Annotated in this window: 15 protein-coding genes and 1 pseudogene; 12 read left to right on the top strand and 4 right to left on the bottom strand. The window is 67.8% G+C overall.

What is annotated here, in order from left to right:
* Nucleotides 1-55 precede the first annotated feature (55 nt).
* On the top strand, nucleotides 56-346 hold the full coding sequence (locus ACPL7H_RS15365) for a DUF1905 domain-containing protein (RefSeq protein ID WP_424797686.1): 291 nt from the start codon (nucleotides 56-58) through the stop codon (nucleotides 344-346).
* A 2-nt stretch (nucleotides 347-348) separates the two neighbouring features.
* Here the strand turns inward: ACPL7H_RS15365 and ACPL7H_RS15360 are convergent, their stop codons facing one another.
* Nucleotides 349-1,893 (bottom strand): SulP family inorganic anion transporter, encoded by a 1,545-nt coding sequence (locus tag ACPL7H_RS15360; protein ID WP_424797685.1) that lies wholly within the window; start codon nucleotides 1,891-1,893, stop codon nucleotides 349-351.
* A 207-nt stretch (nucleotides 1,894-2,100) separates the two neighbouring features.
* Nucleotides 2,101-3,297, bottom strand: a complete 1,197-nt coding sequence (locus ACPL7H_RS15355) for an MFS transporter (protein WP_424797684.1) — start codon at nucleotides 3,295-3,297, stop codon at nucleotides 2,101-2,103.
* Nucleotides 3,298-3,581: 284 nt separating this feature from the next.
* Between ACPL7H_RS15355 and tig the strand changes: the two genes are divergently transcribed.
* From tig to ACPL7H_RS15325, 6 genes are all read left to right on the top strand, one after another.
* Nucleotides 3,582-5,033: a trigger factor gene (gene tig, locus ACPL7H_RS15350; protein WP_424797683.1), complete on the top strand. Its 1,452-nt coding sequence runs from the start codon at nucleotides 3,582-3,584 to the stop codon at nucleotides 5,031-5,033.
* Between the two features lie 130 nt (nucleotides 5,034-5,163).
* Nucleotides 5,164-5,754: an ATP-dependent Clp protease proteolytic subunit gene (locus tag ACPL7H_RS15345; protein WP_424797771.1), complete on the top strand. Its 591-nt coding sequence runs from the start codon at nucleotides 5,164-5,166 to the stop codon at nucleotides 5,752-5,754.
* Nucleotides 5,755-5,784: 30 nt separating this feature from the next.
* Entirely contained in the window at nucleotides 5,785-6,462 is a 678-nt protein-coding gene (locus tag ACPL7H_RS15340) for an ATP-dependent Clp protease proteolytic subunit (RefSeq protein WP_424788469.1), read from the top strand.
* A 332-nt stretch (nucleotides 6,463-6,794) separates the two neighbouring features.
* Complete coding sequence (gene clpX, locus ACPL7H_RS15335) at nucleotides 6,795-8,069, top strand: ATP-dependent Clp protease ATP-binding subunit ClpX (protein WP_424791839.1); 1,275 nt, start codon at nucleotides 6,795-6,797, stop codon at nucleotides 8,067-8,069.
* A 63-nt stretch (nucleotides 8,070-8,132) separates the two neighbouring features.
* Nucleotides 8,133-8,477, top strand: a complete 345-nt coding sequence (locus ACPL7H_RS15330; RefSeq protein ID WP_424797682.1) for a UBP-type zinc finger domain-containing protein — start codon at nucleotides 8,133-8,135, stop codon at nucleotides 8,475-8,477.
* 88 nt (nucleotides 8,478-8,565) lie between these two features.
* Nucleotides 8,566-9,789 carry a Vms1/Ankzf1 family peptidyl-tRNA hydrolase gene (locus ACPL7H_RS15325; protein WP_424797681.1) on the top strand — a complete coding sequence of 408 codons (1,224 nt, stop codon included), beginning with the start codon at nucleotides 8,566-8,568 and terminating at the stop codon, nucleotides 9,787-9,789.
* Here ACPL7H_RS15325 and ACPL7H_RS15320 read toward each other — a convergent pair.
* Nucleotides 9,779-10,849, bottom strand: a complete 1,071-nt coding sequence (locus ACPL7H_RS15320; RefSeq protein WP_424797680.1) for a C45 family autoproteolytic acyltransferase/hydolase — start codon at nucleotides 10,847-10,849, stop codon at nucleotides 9,779-9,781. The two genes, ACPL7H_RS15325 and ACPL7H_RS15320, sit on opposite strands and share 11 nt — an antisense overlap.
* Before the next feature lie 72 nt (nucleotides 10,850-10,921).
* Here ACPL7H_RS15320 and ACPL7H_RS15315 point away from each other — a divergent pair, with 72 nt between their 5' ends.
* Genes ACPL7H_RS15315 through ACPL7H_RS15305 form a run of 3 tightly spaced genes read left to right on the top strand, consistent with a single transcriptional unit; the run spans nucleotide 10,922 to nucleotide 13,024 of the window.
* Nucleotides 10,922-11,236 carry a chorismate mutase gene (locus ACPL7H_RS15315; RefSeq protein WP_424788465.1) on the top strand — a complete coding sequence of 105 codons (315 nt, stop codon included), beginning with the start codon at nucleotides 10,922-10,924 and terminating at the stop codon, nucleotides 11,234-11,236.
* A gap of 48 nt (nucleotides 11,237-11,284) precedes the next feature.
* Nucleotides 11,285-12,310, top strand: coding sequence for a glucose-6-phosphate dehydrogenase (coenzyme-F420) (fgd, locus tag ACPL7H_RS15310; RefSeq protein WP_424797679.1), 1,026 nt, complete (start codon nucleotides 11,285-11,287; stop codon nucleotides 12,308-12,310).
* A 51-nt stretch (nucleotides 12,311-12,361) separates the two neighbouring features.
* The gene (locus ACPL7H_RS15305) at nucleotides 12,362-13,024 is read left to right on the top strand and encodes a DsbA family oxidoreductase (RefSeq protein WP_424788463.1); all 663 of its coding nucleotides are present in this window, start codon (nucleotides 12,362-12,364) and stop codon (nucleotides 13,022-13,024) included.
* 19 nt (nucleotides 13,025-13,043) lie between these two features.
* Here ACPL7H_RS15305 and ACPL7H_RS15300 read toward each other — a convergent pair whose 3' ends face one another.
* Entirely contained in the window at nucleotides 13,044-13,973 is a 930-nt protein-coding gene (locus ACPL7H_RS15300) for an alpha/beta fold hydrolase (protein ID WP_424797678.1), read from the bottom strand.
* Between the two features lie 119 nt (nucleotides 13,974-14,092).
* Here ACPL7H_RS15300 and ACPL7H_RS15295 point away from each other — a divergent pair, with 119 nt between their 5' ends.
* Both ACPL7H_RS15295 and ACPL7H_RS15290 read left to right on the top strand, forming a co-directional pair.
* Nucleotides 14,093-14,479 (top strand): MerR family transcriptional regulator, encoded by a 387-nt coding sequence (locus ACPL7H_RS15295; RefSeq protein ID WP_424797677.1) that lies wholly within the window; start codon nucleotides 14,093-14,095, stop codon nucleotides 14,477-14,479.
* Between the two features lie 91 nt (nucleotides 14,480-14,570).
* Nucleotides 14,571-15,480, top strand: a pseudogene (locus ACPL7H_RS15290) (IS5 family transposase).
* The last annotated feature ends 15 nt before the right edge of the window (nucleotides 15,481-15,495 follow it).

Raw genomic sequence — 15,495 nt, 5'->3', positions numbered from 1 at the left:
CCACCGTCGCAGGGCTCACCATCCGCGCGAACCCATCACCTCACGAAAGGGCGCAATGACCGACTTCCCGCAGAACCTCGACCACACCTTCACCGCTCCGATCGGCGTCGACGTCAAAGGAGAAGTCTGGTCGTGCGTCGAGATGCCGGGCTCAGCCGGGTTCTTCGGGACCAGGAAGAGCGTGCGGGTAGACGCCAGCGTGGACGAGATCCCGATGCCCGACGTCGGACTGATGGTCACCGGTCGTGGCGGACACATGCTCTCACTCAGTGCCGCGATGCGTAAGCGGCTCGGCAAGAGCCTGGGCGACGACGTCGTCGTTCACCTGCAACGCCGTCTCCGCTGAGCTCAAGCCTGCCCGTTCAGGTATCCCGCCAGGCGGGTATGGCGCTCGGCACTGGCTTCGTTCAGGCCGGTGATGGTCACACTCTTGCCCTTGTCCCGGTACTTCTGCGTGATGGCATCCAGGGTCGCGACGGTCGAAGCGTCCCAGATGTGGGATCTGGACAGGTCGATGACGACGTTCGCGGGGTCACCGGTGTAGTCGAACTGGTAGATCAGGTCGTTGGAGGAGGCCCACAGCAATTCACCGACCACGCCGTACACGCGGGTGTTCTCATCCGGGCGGTCCAGTTCGACCACGTGGGTCAGGTGGGCCACCCGGTTGACGAACATGACGGCTGCGACCACGACACCGGCGAGCACCCCGTAGGCGAGGTTCCCGGTGGCCACCGTGATCACCACGGTGGTGACCATGACCGCGGTCTCGCTCTTGGGCATCCGGCGCAGCGTGCGCAGTCGCACCGAGTGCCAATCGAAGGTTCCTACCGAGACCATGATCATCACGGCCACCAGGGCAGCCATCGGGATCTGCCCGATGACATCGCCGAAGCCCACCACCAGGATGAGCAGGAAGACCCCGGCCAGGAAGGTGGAGATGCGGGTGCGGGCGCGGGATTCCTTGACGTTGATCATGGTCTGGCCGATCATCGCGCATCCGCCCATGCCACCGAAGAAGCCGGTGATGATGTTCGCCACGCCCTGCCCCCAGGACTCGCGGGTCTTGTTGGAGTGGGTGTCGGTGATGTCATCGACCAGCTTGGCCGTCATCAGCGACTCCATCAGCCCCACCAGGGCCATCCCGATGGCGAACGGGGCGATGATCCGCAACGTCTCCAGCGTCATGGGCACATCGGGCAGGAACAGCGTCGGCAAGGAGTCGGGCAGTTCCCCCTCGTCGGCCACATCGGGCACCCGCAGGGAGAACGCCAGCGTCACCGCCGTGAGCACCACGATCGCCACCAACGGGGCGGGCACCACGGTGGTGAGTTTGGGCAGGAACACCAGGACTCCGATGCCGACGGCGACCATCAGGTACACCATCCAGGAGACCCCGGTCAGATAGGGCACCTGGGCGAGGAAGATCAGGATCGCCAGGGCGTTGACGAACCCGACCATCACGCTGCGCGGTATGAACCGCATCAACCGGGCCACCCCGAGCACACCGAAGAGCACCTGGATGATCCCGGCCAGGATCACCGTGGCGATCAGGTAGTCCATCCCGTGCTCGCGCATCACCGGGGCGATCACCAGCGCGACCGCGCCGGTGGCCGCCGAGATCATCGCCGGCCGGCCTCCCACGAAGGCGATCGAGACCGCCATCGTGAAGGAGGCGAACAGCCCCACCCGCGGGTCCACCCCGGCGATGATGGAGAAACTGATCGCCTCCGGAATCAGTGCCAGGGCCACCACCAGCCCGGCCAGCACCTCGGTGCGCAACCTCCGCGGGTTCCGAAGCGCCCCGAGCACGGAGGTGACGTCCTCCGTACGGGCCTGACGCCGCTGCATCGGGGTGCGCCGCGGTGGACGCGGCGCAGCAGAGGATGAGGTCATGACAACTCCGTGCTCGTGGTGGATGCCCGACGTCCTGGGCGGATCGCCGGACACGGGCCGGGCGGGACGGGGCGCACCGGGACGAGGCCCGGCCCAGCGCTCAACCCTACCCACCCGATTCGCCGGAGCGCCCACGGGCCGTGGGTGGGGACCTCTGGTGAGGAACGGCGTCACGGGCCGGCAGCGCCCTGGCCGGCGAACAGTGCCCTACGGCCGGGGTCTGCGGGATGTCTGCGCCACCAGCGCCAGCACCGAGGCGGCCGTCACGACGGTGATAGCCAGGGGGAGCGAACTGGCCGAGCTCATCGCGCCGATCGCCGGGCTCAGACCGATCGCGGTCACGCGAATGGACAGTGCGATCCAGGTCACCCCGCTATGCGGGCGAAGACCCGGAACCTGATCGGCGCGGGCGAAAGCCAACGGGATGGTGATGGCGCTGCTCAACCCGGCCAGTGCCAGCCCGGCGACCGTCAGGGTTGCCGACGGCACCCAGGCCAGCAGCAGCAGGCCGGCGATCATGCCGATCAGGCTGGTCATCAGCGCGGTGTGCTCCCCGACCCGGTCCACGAACCGGTCTCCGAGCATCCGTCCGATGAACTGCGCGATGAGCAGCGCGCTCAGCCCGATCCCGGCGGAACCAAGCGCCACTCCTCGTTCGGTGGCCAGGAGCACGGCGGACCAGTTGTTGCCCACGTCCTCCACCGACATCCCGGCCAGTGCCAGCAGCCCCAGGGGCAACAGCAGCCGGAGCGAGAACCAGTTCGGACGCCGCGAGGCCCGCATCGGTGCGTCACCTGATCCTTCGCCTCTACCGGTGCCGTCAGTGACTGCGGTGCTGCGATCCGGGAGGAACGCCCGGCCGGCCACCGTCATCGCGGCCACGCAGGCCAGCCCCCAGCCACCAAGGTGAATCGGCAACGGCACCGCTGCGGTGGCCGCGAGGGTGCCGACCACGCCGCCGGCTGCCGCCCCCACGCTCCACCCGGCGTGCATCGAGTTCAGCACCGAGGAGCCCCGAGCGGCCTGCACGGCCAGGCCCTGGGCGTTCTGGGCCACGTCCACGATGGCATCGGCCCACCCGGCCAGGGCCAACCCGGCCAGCACCAGCCAGACGTTGCCCGCACTCACCCCGAGGGTGGCCAGGAACAGGCAGACGGCGACCCAGGCGGTGCCGGCGGTCGTGGTGGCCCGCGTGCCGATCCGGCGCAGCACGATCCCGGGCAGGTTCAATGCCGCCGCGGCGCCGACGGCGTATCCGGCCACGAGCAGCCCGAAGGTGGCATCGGAGAGGGCGAGCAGACCCTTGACCTCGGCGTACCGGGCCAGCAGCGTCGCCGGGAGTGCGCCGTTGGTGGCGAAGGCGATGGTGACCGCGACCCGGGCGCGGCGGACGTCGGTGGGCACGCTCGGCAGCCTTGCATCAGCGCCTCGTGCGGGCCAAATCGTCACCCCACCTAGTTGAAGGGGCACGGGCCTGCTGTGAGACGTGCTACCCGGCCACGCGGGCACTGGTAGTGGGCGGGTAGGATGGATCCGCTGCGCGTGTCGGTGAGCCCTGCCATGCCCAGGTTTCTGTGCCGTCCGCTGTCTTGACATGGGTGGCGTCAGGACCGAGAGCGGGCCCACGGCGGGTGCAGGCCACCGACGCCGGCCCTGAAGACCCCAAGTGAGACATGGAGCCAATCAAAGTGAAGAGCGCAGTCGAGAACCTCGACCAGACCCGCGTGAAGCTGACCGTGGAGGTCCCGCTCACCGACCTGCAACCCAGCCTGGACCGGGCGTACAAGGAGGTCGCCCAGCAGGTCAGCATCCCCGGCTTCCGCAAGGGCAAGGTGCCCCCGCGCATCATCGACCAGCGCGTCGGTAAGGCTGTGGTGATGGAGCAGGCGGTGAACGAGGCGCTGCCGGGGCTCTACCGCGACGCGGTGGTGGAGGCCGGGATCAAGCCGATCGGCCAGCCCTCCGTCGAGGTCACCGGACTGCCGGGGGTCGCTGAGTCCGAGGACCTGGTCTTCACCGCCGAGGTGGATGTGCGCCCGGAGATCACCCTGCCGGACCTGTCCGAGATCACCCTCACCGTCGACGACGTGGAGGTCACCGATGAGGACGTGGAGACCGAACTGACGACCCTGCGCGAGCGGTACGCCACTCTGGTCGGTGTGGAGCGGCCGGCTGCGGACGGGGACTTCGTCACGCTGGACCTGACCGCCACCATCGAGGAGGAGGAGATCGACTCGGTCTCCGGTGTCTCCTACCAGATCGGCGCCGGCAACATGCTCGAGGGACTCGACGAGGCGCTGACCGGGCTCTCCGCCGGGGAGACCACCACGTTCTCCTCCGCGCTGGTGGGCGGGGACCATGCCGGTGAGGACGCCGAGGTCACCGTGACCGCCAGCGTGATCAAGGAGCAGGAGCTGCCCGAGGTCGATGACGACTTCGCCCAGATGGCTTCCGAGCACGACACCGTCGAGGAGCTCAAGGAGTCGCTGCGCACCCAGGCCGCCGACGCCAAGCGCAACGAGCAGGCGATCCAGGCCCGCGACAAACTGATCGAGCACCTGCAGGAGGCCGCCGACTTCCCGATCCCCACCGGTGTGGTGGAGGACGAGGTCACCCGACACCTGGCCGCCGAGGGTCGCGAGGACGACACCGAGCACGGCGAGGAAGTGCGGGTGGAGACCACCGAGGGGCTGCGCCGGCAGTTGCTGCTGGATGTCCTGGCTGAGCAGGTCGACGTCAAGATCGGTCAGAACGAGGTGCTGGAGTTCATGCTGAACACCGCCCGTCAGTACCAGATGGACCCCAACGAACTCATCAAGAACGCCTCCGAGAACGGGCAGATGCCTTCCTTCATCGCCGAGGTCACCCGGAACAAGTCGGTCGCCACCGCGCTGCGGCAGGTCAAGGTGGTGGACTCCACCGGGGCCGAGGTGGACCTGACCGACTACATCGGTTCCGATGAGGAGGACGCCCAGATGGAGGCCGAGGCGCAAGCCGCGGCTGTCCAGGCCGCCGCAGGCCCGGCCACCGAGTTGGTGGACGTGGACCTGGACGAGGGCGACGACGACGCGGCCGCCGAGGCGGTCGAGGGCACCGACGCCGGGGACCAGACCGAGGAAGCCGAACCGAGCAAGGACTGATCCGCTCGTCGGCTGCTGCGCCGACAGCGAAACCGACCCGCCGCCGGCATGGCTTTGCCGGCGGCGGCGTTAGTGTCAACAGCAGGAGTTTTCCAGCCCGTCGACGATCAGGAGAAGGTACGTGAGCGAGATGCCTAAGGCTGCCTCGGCCGATTCCAAGAACTTCGCCCTTGGTGACCACATCTACAGCCGTCTCATGTCCGAGCGCATCATCTGGCTCGGTTCGGACGTGCGTGATGACAACGCCAACCAGATCTCTGCGCAGATGATGCTGCTCGCCGCAGAGGACCCGGACAAGGACATCTGGCTGTACATCAATTCACCCGGCGGTTCGATCACCGCCGGCATGGCCATCTACGACACCATGCAGTTCATCAAGCCCGACGTGGCCACCGTGGCCATGGGTATGGCAGCCTCGATGGGTCAGTTCCTGCTGTCCTCGGGAACTCCGGGGAAGCGGTTCGCCACCCCGCACGCACGGGTGATGATGCACCAGCCCTCCGGTGGGATCGGTGGCACGGCCACCGACATCAAGATCCACGCCGAATTGATCCTGCACATGAAGAAGGTCATGGCGGAGTTGATCGCCGAGCAGACCGGCAAGAGCGTTGAGCAGATCAACCGCGACTCCGACCGGGACCGCTGGTTCACCGCCGAGGAGGCCCTGGAGTACGGCTTCATCGACGAGGTGGTCTCCTCCGCCAAGTCCGTCGGCAACTGATCAGTCCACCCAAGACCAGGAGATGCACACGTGAACATCCCCCACATCCAGGGCTTCGGTGGCCGGGCCGCCAGCCCCTCTTCCCGCTATGTGCTGCCCCAGTTCGAGGAGCGCACCGCCTACGGCTTCAAGCGCCAGGACCCCTACACCAAACTGTTCGAGGATCGAATCATCTTCCTCGGGGTGCAGGTCGATGACGCCTCGGCCGACGACGTGATGGCCCAGTTGCTGGTCCTGGAGGCCCAGGACCCGGACAGCGACATCATCATCTACATCAACTCACCCGGTGGTTCCTTCACCGCGATGACGGCGATCTACGACACCATGCAGTACATCAAGCCGCAGGTGCAGACGGTGGTGCTGGGCCAGGCCGCCTCCGCCGCCGCGGTGCTGCTGGCGGCCGGGACGCCGGGCAAGCGGCTGGCGTTGCCGAACGCTCGCGTGCTCATCCACCAGCCTGCGATGGAGGGCGGCTACGCCCAGGCTTCCGACATCGAGATCCACGCGAACGAGATGCTGCGTATGCGCGAGTGGCTCGAGGCCACCCTGGCCAAGCACTCCAGCACGCCCCAGGAACAGATCACCCAGGACATCGAGCGGGACAAGATCCTCTCTGCCGCCGAGGCGCTGGATTACGGTCTGGTCGACCAGGTCCTGGAGAGCCGCAAGGCCCCGTTGCCGGAACTGGGCCCCGGAGACGACGCCTGACCGGGTCTGTTCCCACCGCCTCCCTCCGGTCCCGTCCGACCGCCGAGCGCCCCGCCCGCGACTACCGCCGGCGGGGCGCTCCGCATCGGCGCCCCGCGTCGTCGTCCGCTGCCGTGCCGGGCGCCGGCCCGCAGCGCCGGCGGGGACATGGACGCACCAGACACGCGCTGAGCCTGCGCCCGCCCATCCCGACCGCGCCGTAGAGTGCAAGAGGCGCTTCCCACCTCGTGAACACAGCGCGATGTGGGAGGGGCGGCTTAGAATTGATCGAGCGCACGATCCGCAGCACCCGCTGGTGCGGACCCAAACTCCACGTCAGGAAGGCGGCACCCATGGCACGAGTCGGAGAGGGCGCTGACCTGCTCAAGTGCTCCTTCTGCGGGAAGAGCCAGAAGCAGGTGGTCAAACTGATCGCCGGCCCCGGTGTCTACATCTGCGATGAGTGCATCGAGTTGTGCAACGAGATCATCGAGGAGGAACTGGCCGAAGCCGGGGAACTCGGCCTGGTGGACCTGCCCAAGCCCAAGGAGATCTACACCTTCCTGGAGGAGTACATCGTGGGCCAGGACAGTGCCAAGAAGGCACTGGCGGTGGCGGTGTACAACCACTACAAGCGCGTCCAATCCGGTGAGGCCCCCGGCGGCGCCGACGACGACGGTGTGGAGTTGAGCAAGTCCAACATCCTCATGGTCGGTCCCACCGGGTGCGGTAAGACCGAACTGGCCCGCACGCTCGCGAAGATGCTGAACGTGCCGTTCGCGATCGCCGACGCCACCGCCCTCACTGAGGCCGGGTACGTGGGCGAGGACGTGGAGAACATCCTTCTCAAACTGATCCAGGCCGCCGACTTCGATGTGAAGAAGGCCGAGACCGGGATCATCTACATCGACGAGATCGACAAGATCGCCCGCAAGTCCGAGAACCCCTCCATCACCCGCGACGTCTCCGGAGAGGGCGTGCAACAGGCACTGCTGAAGATCCTGGAGGGCACCCAGGCTTCGGTGCCGCCGCAGGGTGGTCGCAAGCACCCGCACCAGGAGTTCCTGACCATCGACACCACCAACGTGCTGTTCATCGTGGCCGGGGCCTTCGCCGGACTGGACGACATCATCTCCTCCCGGGCGGGTAAGCGCGGGATCGGTTTCGGCTCCCCGCTCAAGAGCGCCGACACCATGGGGATGATCGAGGACGTCATGCCCGAGGACCTGCTCAAGTACGGGCTGATCCCGGAGTTCATCGGGCGCCTGCCGGTGGTGGCCACCGTGAGCCCGCTCGACGTGGCGGCGCTGAAGCAGATCATCACCGAACCGCGCAACGCCCTCGTGAAGCAGTACAAGCGAATCTTCGAACTCGACGGCGTGGAACTGGAGTTCACCGACGACGCCATCGAGGCGGTGGCCGAACAGGCCGAGTTGCGTGGCACCGGCGCCCGGGCGCTGCGCTCGATCATGGAGGAAGTGCTCCAGCCGGTGATGTTCGACATCCCCTCCCGGGAGGACATCGCCCGGGTGGTGATCACCCGTGAGGTGGTGCTGGAGAACGTCAACCCGACCCTTGTCCCGCGGGACCGGGACACCAAGGAAGAACCGCGCGAGAAGAGCGCCTGACCGTAACCCTACTCGCGGCTCGGTCCCGCTCGGCAGGGCGGTTGGGGGAGTGGAGGTGTCCCCGTGGACCAGTCCGGGATCGATGTGACGGTTCCCCCGAGCGGAACCGCCTGCGCGGAGTGTCTCGCCGACGGCGGGTGGTGGATGCACCTGCGCCGGTGCGCCCAGTGCGGCCATATCGGTTGTTGCGACAGTTCACCCAGCCGGCACGCCACCGCCCATTATGAGTCGACCGGGCATCGCTATATCCGGTCCTTCGAGCCGCACCAATCCTGGTACTGGGACTATCGCACCGAGCAGCGGATCACCGGGCCGGACCTGGCCCCGCCGCAGCATCGCCCACCGGAGCAGCCCGCCCCCGGTCCGCGCGGTGCCGTACCGCCGGACTGGCGCGACCACGTGCGCTGATCGAAGACCGGCGGCCTCTCGAGTCGCGAGCCGGCGCAGGCGTTGTTTGACTGGCACCGGACCTATCCCGAGACGCAGGAGGTTACCGATGCGACTGCAACTTCCGGACCTGCCCACCGATACCGCCGTGGTGACCGTGGTGTTCGACGCCACCCGCACCGGACCGAAGGCGCAGGAGGAGATGGACGCCCGCTGGCGCTCGCTGTCCTCGCAGTTGTCCGAGCAGGGTGCGAGTGCGGAGTTGCTGGAGGTCCTGGCCGAGCGAGTCCGGGAGAACACCGGCGCCTCCGGGACCCATGGGCGCATCCTGGTCGCCACCACCGAGGGCGTGCAGATCGACCGCCTGCTCTCCGAGCCGCCCGCAACGGACTCAGCGGTACTGGGCCGCGGTGTGGATGTGCTCTCGCTGGCGTGGCAGGCCGATGACACCGTGCGGGCGGTCCTGGTGGAGGTGGACCGCTCCGGCGCCGACCTGAGCACCCTGGACACCTCCACGGCCGCGGACCGCTCCGCCGAGCGCACCGTTACCGGGGACCAGGACGAGCTGACCAAGAACCGCGAAGGCGGCCTGGCACATCGCCGCATCCACTCCCGCGCGGAGGACTCCTTCGAGCGCAATGCCACGCAGATCGCGGAGGAGATCGAGCGCTACGTGCGCAGCAAACAGCCCGAACTGGTGCTGCTGACCGGTGAACTCCGGATGGTGGCGCTCCTGCGTGAGGCCGCCACCGAACAGGTCGCCGGAATCACGCACGTGCTCGAATCCGGTTCCAGAGCAGACGGGGTGCACGAGGGCGCATTCACCGAGGAGATCGCCGGAGTCTTCCACCAGTACCGGATGCGGCGCAGGGAGCAGGTCCTGGAGCGCTTCAAGGAACAGGCAGGCCGGGACGGTGCCGCCGTGGCCGGTGTGGACGACGTGCTCGATGCGCTGCGCCGAGGCCAGGTCGAGGAGGTCCTGCTGGCCGAGACGGTGCTGCACACTGATTCGGCGCTGCGCACCACCACGGCGTGGATCGGGCCCGAGGCGGTCCAGGCCGGGATGAACGAGGAGGAGGTTCGCGGACTCGGCGCGGACCAGCCCCAACAGGTCACCGCCTCGGTGGCCCTGGGCCGACTGGTCGCGGCCACCGATGCCGGGATCACCCTGGTGGATGAGGCCGCCCTGGACGTGCCTGACGACGTCGCAGCCCTGCTGCGTTGGGACGATGACTCCACACCTGGCCAGTCGACCTACACGATGAGCCGGGACGCCGGGGCGACCAGCGGCTCGCGGGATGGCGCCGGGGCCCACAGTGGCCTCACACGGTGATGGTCCGCCAGGTGTCGGGCTGAACGTCTCGGGGGCCCCCGCTGTGGATACCCAGGGCTGGGGTGACCAGATCCAGGGCGATCGTCGCCTTGGTGACGCTGTCCTCATGTGCGGGCACCCCCGGGCTGCGGCGCACACAGATGGCCACCTCCGGCGCGCGGCGCAGTGCCGCGATCCGCTGTAACGGATCGGCGATCGAGAGTGCTTGCGACTGCCCGTCCAGGTACTCCAGCCGGCGCCCGGAGGTGCTCCCGGATGCAGCGGGCTGCGCTCCGGACGCCAGTTCGGGGTCCAGGAAGTGGTTGGTGTGGTTCAACGCCGCCCCTTCGCCGCCCTCGACGACCCCGACTCCCACCGGTGTCACCTCCACACAGGCCGCTCGCAGGTGCCCGCTGCGGGACGCAAGGGTGAACACGCTGGAGGCGCCGAAGGTCAACGAGCGGGCTACCTCGACGGCCTCGGAGACGGTGGTCGCGACCTCCAGGATGTGCCGTGCCGCCACGTGCACCGGGGTCCCGATCCGGGACCCGTCGCTGCGGTGGCGCAGGATGTTGAAATGTAGTCCCAGGCCGTGACTGTTCACTCCGATCTTGCCGACCTGCCCGAACTCGGCGAAGGTCACCACCTGGGAACTCGCCTCGGCGGTCGGAAAGGCCGACACCAACGACTCCGTCGCCAGACCCGGCCGCCAGTCCCATGTCTGCATGGTGTGCGGGATACCGCCGCTGGGCCAGAACACGGTGGCCGAGCACTCCTGCGCAGGTGGGGCCAGGGCCAGGATCTCGGTGCGCGCATTGAGCATCATGACCTGCCAGGGCGGCAGGTCGGCGCCGGCGGCGATCTGCTCGATCTCCTCCGACAGATCCGGCATCCCGGCCCGGATACCCTCGCCCGCCGACTCACTGACCCGGCGGACCGTGTCGGCATCGATACCGACGGTCCTGAAGTGCTGGCGGTACTCGCCCACCGCAGCGCGGATCTGCCTCGACCATGTGCTTCCGTACTCCCGGCCGCGCTCGGCCGGATTGATGGTCGCGGTGCGGTGGGTGTGGATCGTCATCGCCGTCATGACACCTGACTCTGCCACGTCCGCCGGTGCGACCGAGGGGGCCGGTGCGCATACGATGAGACGATGAGTTCCTCACCTGACGGCGGAGCCGGCATTCCTTCCGAACTCCTCAGCCTGCGGGGCAGCATCGACAACATCGACGCCGCACTGGTGCACCTGCTCGCCGAACGGTTCAAGTGCACCCAGAGCGTGGGCCGACTCAAGGCCGAGCTGGGACTGCCGCCCTCGGATCCGGCGCGGGAGGAACGCCAGATCGCCCGCTTGCGCGCGCTCGCCGAGGATGCCGGGCTGGACCCGGTGTTCGCCGAGAAGTTCCTCAATTTCATCGTGGCCGAGGTGATCCGCCACCACGAGGACATCGCCGGCGCGCGGCCCTGACCGACGCGATACCCGCACCCGCACACTCCCGACCCGAAGGACCCCGTGATGCTGCCCCTGAAACTCGGTTACAAGGCTTCTGCCGAACAATTCGATCCGCGCGAGTTGGTGGAGATCGCCGTCGCCGCCGAGGGACACGGCATGGAGTCGGTGTTCGTCTCCGATCACTTCCAGCCCTGGCGCCATGAGGGTGGACACGCGCCGGCCTCGCTGGCCTGGATGGCCGCGGTGGGGGAGCGGACCTCCTCGGTGCAGATCGGCACCTCGGTGATGACCCCGACGTTCCGGTATAACCCTGCCGTGATCGCCCAGTCATTCGCCACGGTGGGGTGCCTCTACCCGGGCCGGGTGATCCTGGGAGTGGGTACCGGCGAGGCGCTGAACGAGATCGCCACCGGGTGGGACGGTCCCGGGGACCAGCACTGGCCCGAGTTCAAGGAACGTTTTGCCCGGCTGCGCGAGGCGGTCCGGTTGATGCGCGAGTTGTGGACCGGTGAGCGAGTGAGTTTCAACGGGGACTACTACTCCACCCACGACGCCAGCATCTACGACGTCCCCGAGGGCGGCGTGCCGGTCTACATCGCCGCGGGCGGGCCGATGGTGGCCCGGTACGGGGGGCGGGCCGGTGACGGGTTCATCTGCACCTCCGGTAAGGGTGCAGAGCTGTACACCGAGAAGCTGCTGCCGGCGGTCGACGAAGGGGCAGCCAAGGCGGAGCGTGACGCGGAGGGTATCGACCGGATGATCGAGATCAAGGTCTCCTACGACACCGATCACGACGCCGCGCTGGAGAACTGCCGGTTCTGGTCACCGTTGTCGCTGAGTGCGGAACAGAAGCACTCAATCAACGATCCGATCGAGATGGAGCGGGCAGCCGACGCCCTGCCGATCGAGCAGATCGCCGAGCGCTGGATCGTGGCCTCCGACCCCGACGAGGCGGCGAGCAAGGTGCTGGAGTACCACCGAATGGGCTTCAACCACCTCGTCTTCCACGCACCGGGGCACGACCAACGCCGATTCCTGGAGTTGTTCGAACGTGACCTGGCCCCGCGCCTGCGTGCCGTGACGGGCTGAGGCATGCCGACCCGGGGGAATGGAACCTGACGGCAGGCGGTTACCTCACGTGTGAGTACTCCGATCGCTGTGAACATCTGGTCCGACATCGCCTGCCCGTGGTGCTTCATCGGCAAGCGCAAGTTCGAGGCAGGACTGGCCGCCTTCGACGGCGCCGACGACGTCGAGATCACTTACCACTCCTTCGAACTCGCCCCCGATACCCCGGTGGACTTCGAGGGCAGCGAGGCCGACTTCCTCGCCTCGCACAAGGGTATGGACGTCACCCAGGTCGAGCAGATGCTCCGGCAGGTCACCGCCGTCGCGGCCGACGTCGGCCTGGACTACGACTTCGACTCGGTCCAGCACACCAAGACGCTGCTGGCCCACCAGGCGTTGCACTACGCCAAGGCCCACGGCAGGCAACTGGATCTGGTCGAGCGGTTGTTCGCCGCCTACTTCGAGCAGGGCCGGCACGTGGGCCGTGCCGACGAACTGGCGGACCTCGGCGCCGACGTCGGACTGGACCGTGAGGAGATGCTCGCGGCCCTGGAGGCGGGCACCTATACCGGGGCCGTGGACGCCGACATCGCCCAGGCCCGCGCCTACGGCATTCAAGGCGTGCCCTTCTTCGTCGTCGACGGGCGCTACGGCATCTCGGGAGCCCAGAAGCCCGAGGTCTTCACCCAGGCGCTGGAGCAGGTGCGCTCCGAGCGTGCCGGAACTCCGGCATGACCGGAACCCGCCGCGACGATCAGGCCCCCTCGCCAACCGCGGGCACCGCTGCCCGGCCCGCCGTAGACCTCACGGCCCCACGTTCCGGACTGATCAATGTCGGGGATCCCGAGGCCGGGGTTTGCGTCGACGGAGTCTGCGCAGTACCCGAGTCGGAGTGAGGAACCGTGGCGAGCCAGGCGGCTAGGGCCGAGTTGACCGTCGCCGGCGCCTCCACCGGGGTGAGGTGACCGACCCCGTCCACCAGGGCAAGGGGCGGGGTGCCCGGTAGCAACTCCTGCAATCGGGTGGCGTGCTCGACGGCGATCCACGGATCCTGCTGCCCCCAGCCGATCGCCACGGGGCAGCGCACCCGGTCCAGACGTTCGACGATCGGGAAGGTGTGCTCGGTGCGTAGCGCGGCGATCTGTCGATAGAAGGCTCGCTGCCCCTCGGTACCGAGCCACGGATCGCTCAGCGTGGCCAGCCAGGTGGAGTCCAGGTGGTGAGTGGCTCCGGTGATGTACGCCTTCAACAACGCCGAATGCAGGTCCGCCGGCAGCGCAGCGAAGACGTCCGGATGCCCCGCGACCAGTTCGAAGAACGGCGACCCCCACGGGTCGAGCACGACGACGTCCCACAGGTACAAGCCGCTGAACTCCCGTTGGTGCAGCAGATGCGCGCCCAGGGCGACCGCGCCCCCGATGTCATGCGCGACGACATATGGCCGCTCCACGCGCCAGGCATCCAGCAACTGCGCGAACCGGGATGTCTGTTCGGGCAGGTCGACAGGGACGTCACCGACCTTCGGCGAGGCTCCGTAGCCGGGCATGTCCCACAGGAAGACCCGGTACCCCGCGCTCAGGTGGTGGGCGGTGCTCGCCCATACCTGTGCCGACCACGGCGTCCCGTGACAGAAGACGACGTCCCCGCGCGCGTCGTCGCGGTCGGCCCCCATCGTGTACGTCATCACCGTCTCGCCACCTATCACGAGGGGGTGTGGATGCGGGAGTGCGTCGCGGGTCGAGTCCATAGACAGGAACGCTAGAAGCTCAGGTTGACCTGAAGTCAACTGTCATACTGGTGTCTATGAGGATCGGGCAGGCCGCGCGACGCCTCGGTGTGGCCACACATGTGCTCCGGCACTGGGAGGACGCCGGCGTGGTGGTACCGGACCGCACCGGTACCGGCCACCGCGACTACAGCGAGGAGCATCTGCACCGGCTCCGCATCCTGCAAGCCTGTCAAGGCGTGGGTATGTCCCTGGCGGACATCCGCCTGGTCCTGCACCGTGACGAGCCTGGCCGGAACGCCGTGATCGCGCAGCAGGTGCGCGCGATCCAGGCCCAACGGTCTCGCCTGGCCGGTGCGGAACGTTTCCTTGCCCATGTCCTTGCCTGCCGGCATGACCTGGTGACCCGCTGCCCGTCCTGCTCCACCTACGCCGGTGCGGCGTCGCCCGGTTCCGCACCCTGAGATCCGCCGCAACTGCGGGCTTGCTCAACCCGGGTGCGTCTAGGGCGTGTCTGCCAAAGATTCGCGGTGTGAGTGAACCATGGTGGGAGTCATGGTTCGTGATGGTGAGATCAGTGATGAATTGTGGGAGATCCTGGCCACGGTGATGCCCCAGGATGCCGGCCGCAGGGGCCGGCCGTGGAACGATCACCGCCTGATGTTGGAAGGGATCATCTGGCGGTTTCGTGCCGGTTCGCCGTGGCGGGATCTGCCGGCATGCTTCGGGCCGTTCCAGTCGGTGTGGCAACGCCACCGGCTCTGGTCGGTCGATGGCACCTATGAGCGGATGCTGGCCGCCGTCGGTGCCCACACCGGGCTGGATGCCGAGCAGGTCGCCCAAGTCTTGTCCATCGATGCCACCAGTGTGCGGGCCCATCAGCACGCCGCTGGCGCCCGCCGGGACTCGGTTGCCGAGGAGGGTGGATCACACACAGGGGGCAGATTCGAACCACAAGAATTCTCGCCTCGTGCCCGGGGAGCCGCCTGATCACGCCCTGGGACGCTCCCGCGGTGGGCTGACCACCAAGATCCACGCCCTGGCCGATGCCAGCTGCACCCCGGTGCTGGCCATGCTCAGCGCCGGACAGGCCGGAGACAACCCGATGCTGGCCCCGCTGATTGAGGCCCTGGGCCAGGCTGGCGGGCAGATGAATGGGCATCTGCTGGCCGACAAGGCCTACTCCCACCCCAGCACCCGGGAGTTTCTGCGAGGCAAACGGATCAAGCACATCATCCCCGAGCGCTCCGACCAGATCACCCGCCGCAAGACCAAGGGCACCAAGGGCGGACGGCCCCCAGGATTCGACGCCGAACTCTACGGCCTGCGCAACACCATCGAGAGAGCCTTCAACCGGCTCAAACAGTGGCGAGCACTGGCCACCAGATACGACAAGTACGCCGTGACCTACCTCGGCGGCGTGCTACTCGGGATGACCATCCTGACCTACCGAGCCAAGCATTAGCAGACACGCCCTAGT

Origin of the sequence: Pseudactinotalea sp. Z1732 (assembly GCF_049724975.1) — a bacterium.
In the GTDB taxonomy this organism is placed as follows: Bacteria; Actinomycetota; Actinomycetes; order Actinomycetales; family Beutenbergiaceae; genus CALKWS01.
The sequence above is the reverse complement of the archived record's forward strand: the minus strand, read 5'-3'. Positions and strand labels throughout refer to the sequence as shown.

Bases quoted from the DNA above. Each gene is read 5' to 3' on its own strand.
- ACPL7H_RS15365 (WP_424797686.1), top strand. From the start codon at position 56: ATGACCGACTTCCCGCAGAACCTCGACCACACCTTCACCGCTCCGATC.
- ACPL7H_RS15360 (WP_424797685.1), bottom strand. From the start codon at position 1,893: ATGACCTCATCCTCTGCTGCGCCGCGTCCACCGCGGCGCACCCCGATG.
- ACPL7H_RS15345 (WP_424797771.1), top strand. From the start codon at position 5,164: ATGCCTAAGGCTGCCTCGGCCGATTCCAAGAACTTCGCCCTTGGTGAC.
- clpX (WP_424791839.1), top strand. From the start codon at position 6,795: ATGGCACGAGTCGGAGAGGGCGCTGACCTGCTCAAGTGCTCCTTCTGC.
- ACPL7H_RS15325 (WP_424797681.1), top strand. From the start codon at position 8,566: ATGCGACTGCAACTTCCGGACCTGCCCACCGATACCGCCGTGGTGACC.
- ACPL7H_RS15320 (WP_424797680.1), bottom strand. From the start codon at position 10,849: ATGACGATCCACACCCACCGCACCGCGACCATCAATCCGGCCGAGCGC.
- ACPL7H_RS15315 (WP_424788465.1), top strand. From the start codon at position 10,922: ATGAGTTCCTCACCTGACGGCGGAGCCGGCATTCCTTCCGAACTCCTC.
- fgd (WP_424797679.1), top strand. From the start codon at position 11,285: ATGCTGCCCCTGAAACTCGGTTACAAGGCTTCTGCCGAACAATTCGAT.
- ACPL7H_RS15300 (WP_424797678.1), bottom strand. From the start codon at position 13,973: ATGACGTACACGATGGGGGCCGACCGCGACGACGCGCGCGGGGACGTC.
- ACPL7H_RS15295 (WP_424797677.1), top strand. From the start codon at position 14,093: ATGAGGATCGGGCAGGCCGCGCGACGCCTCGGTGTGGCCACACATGTG.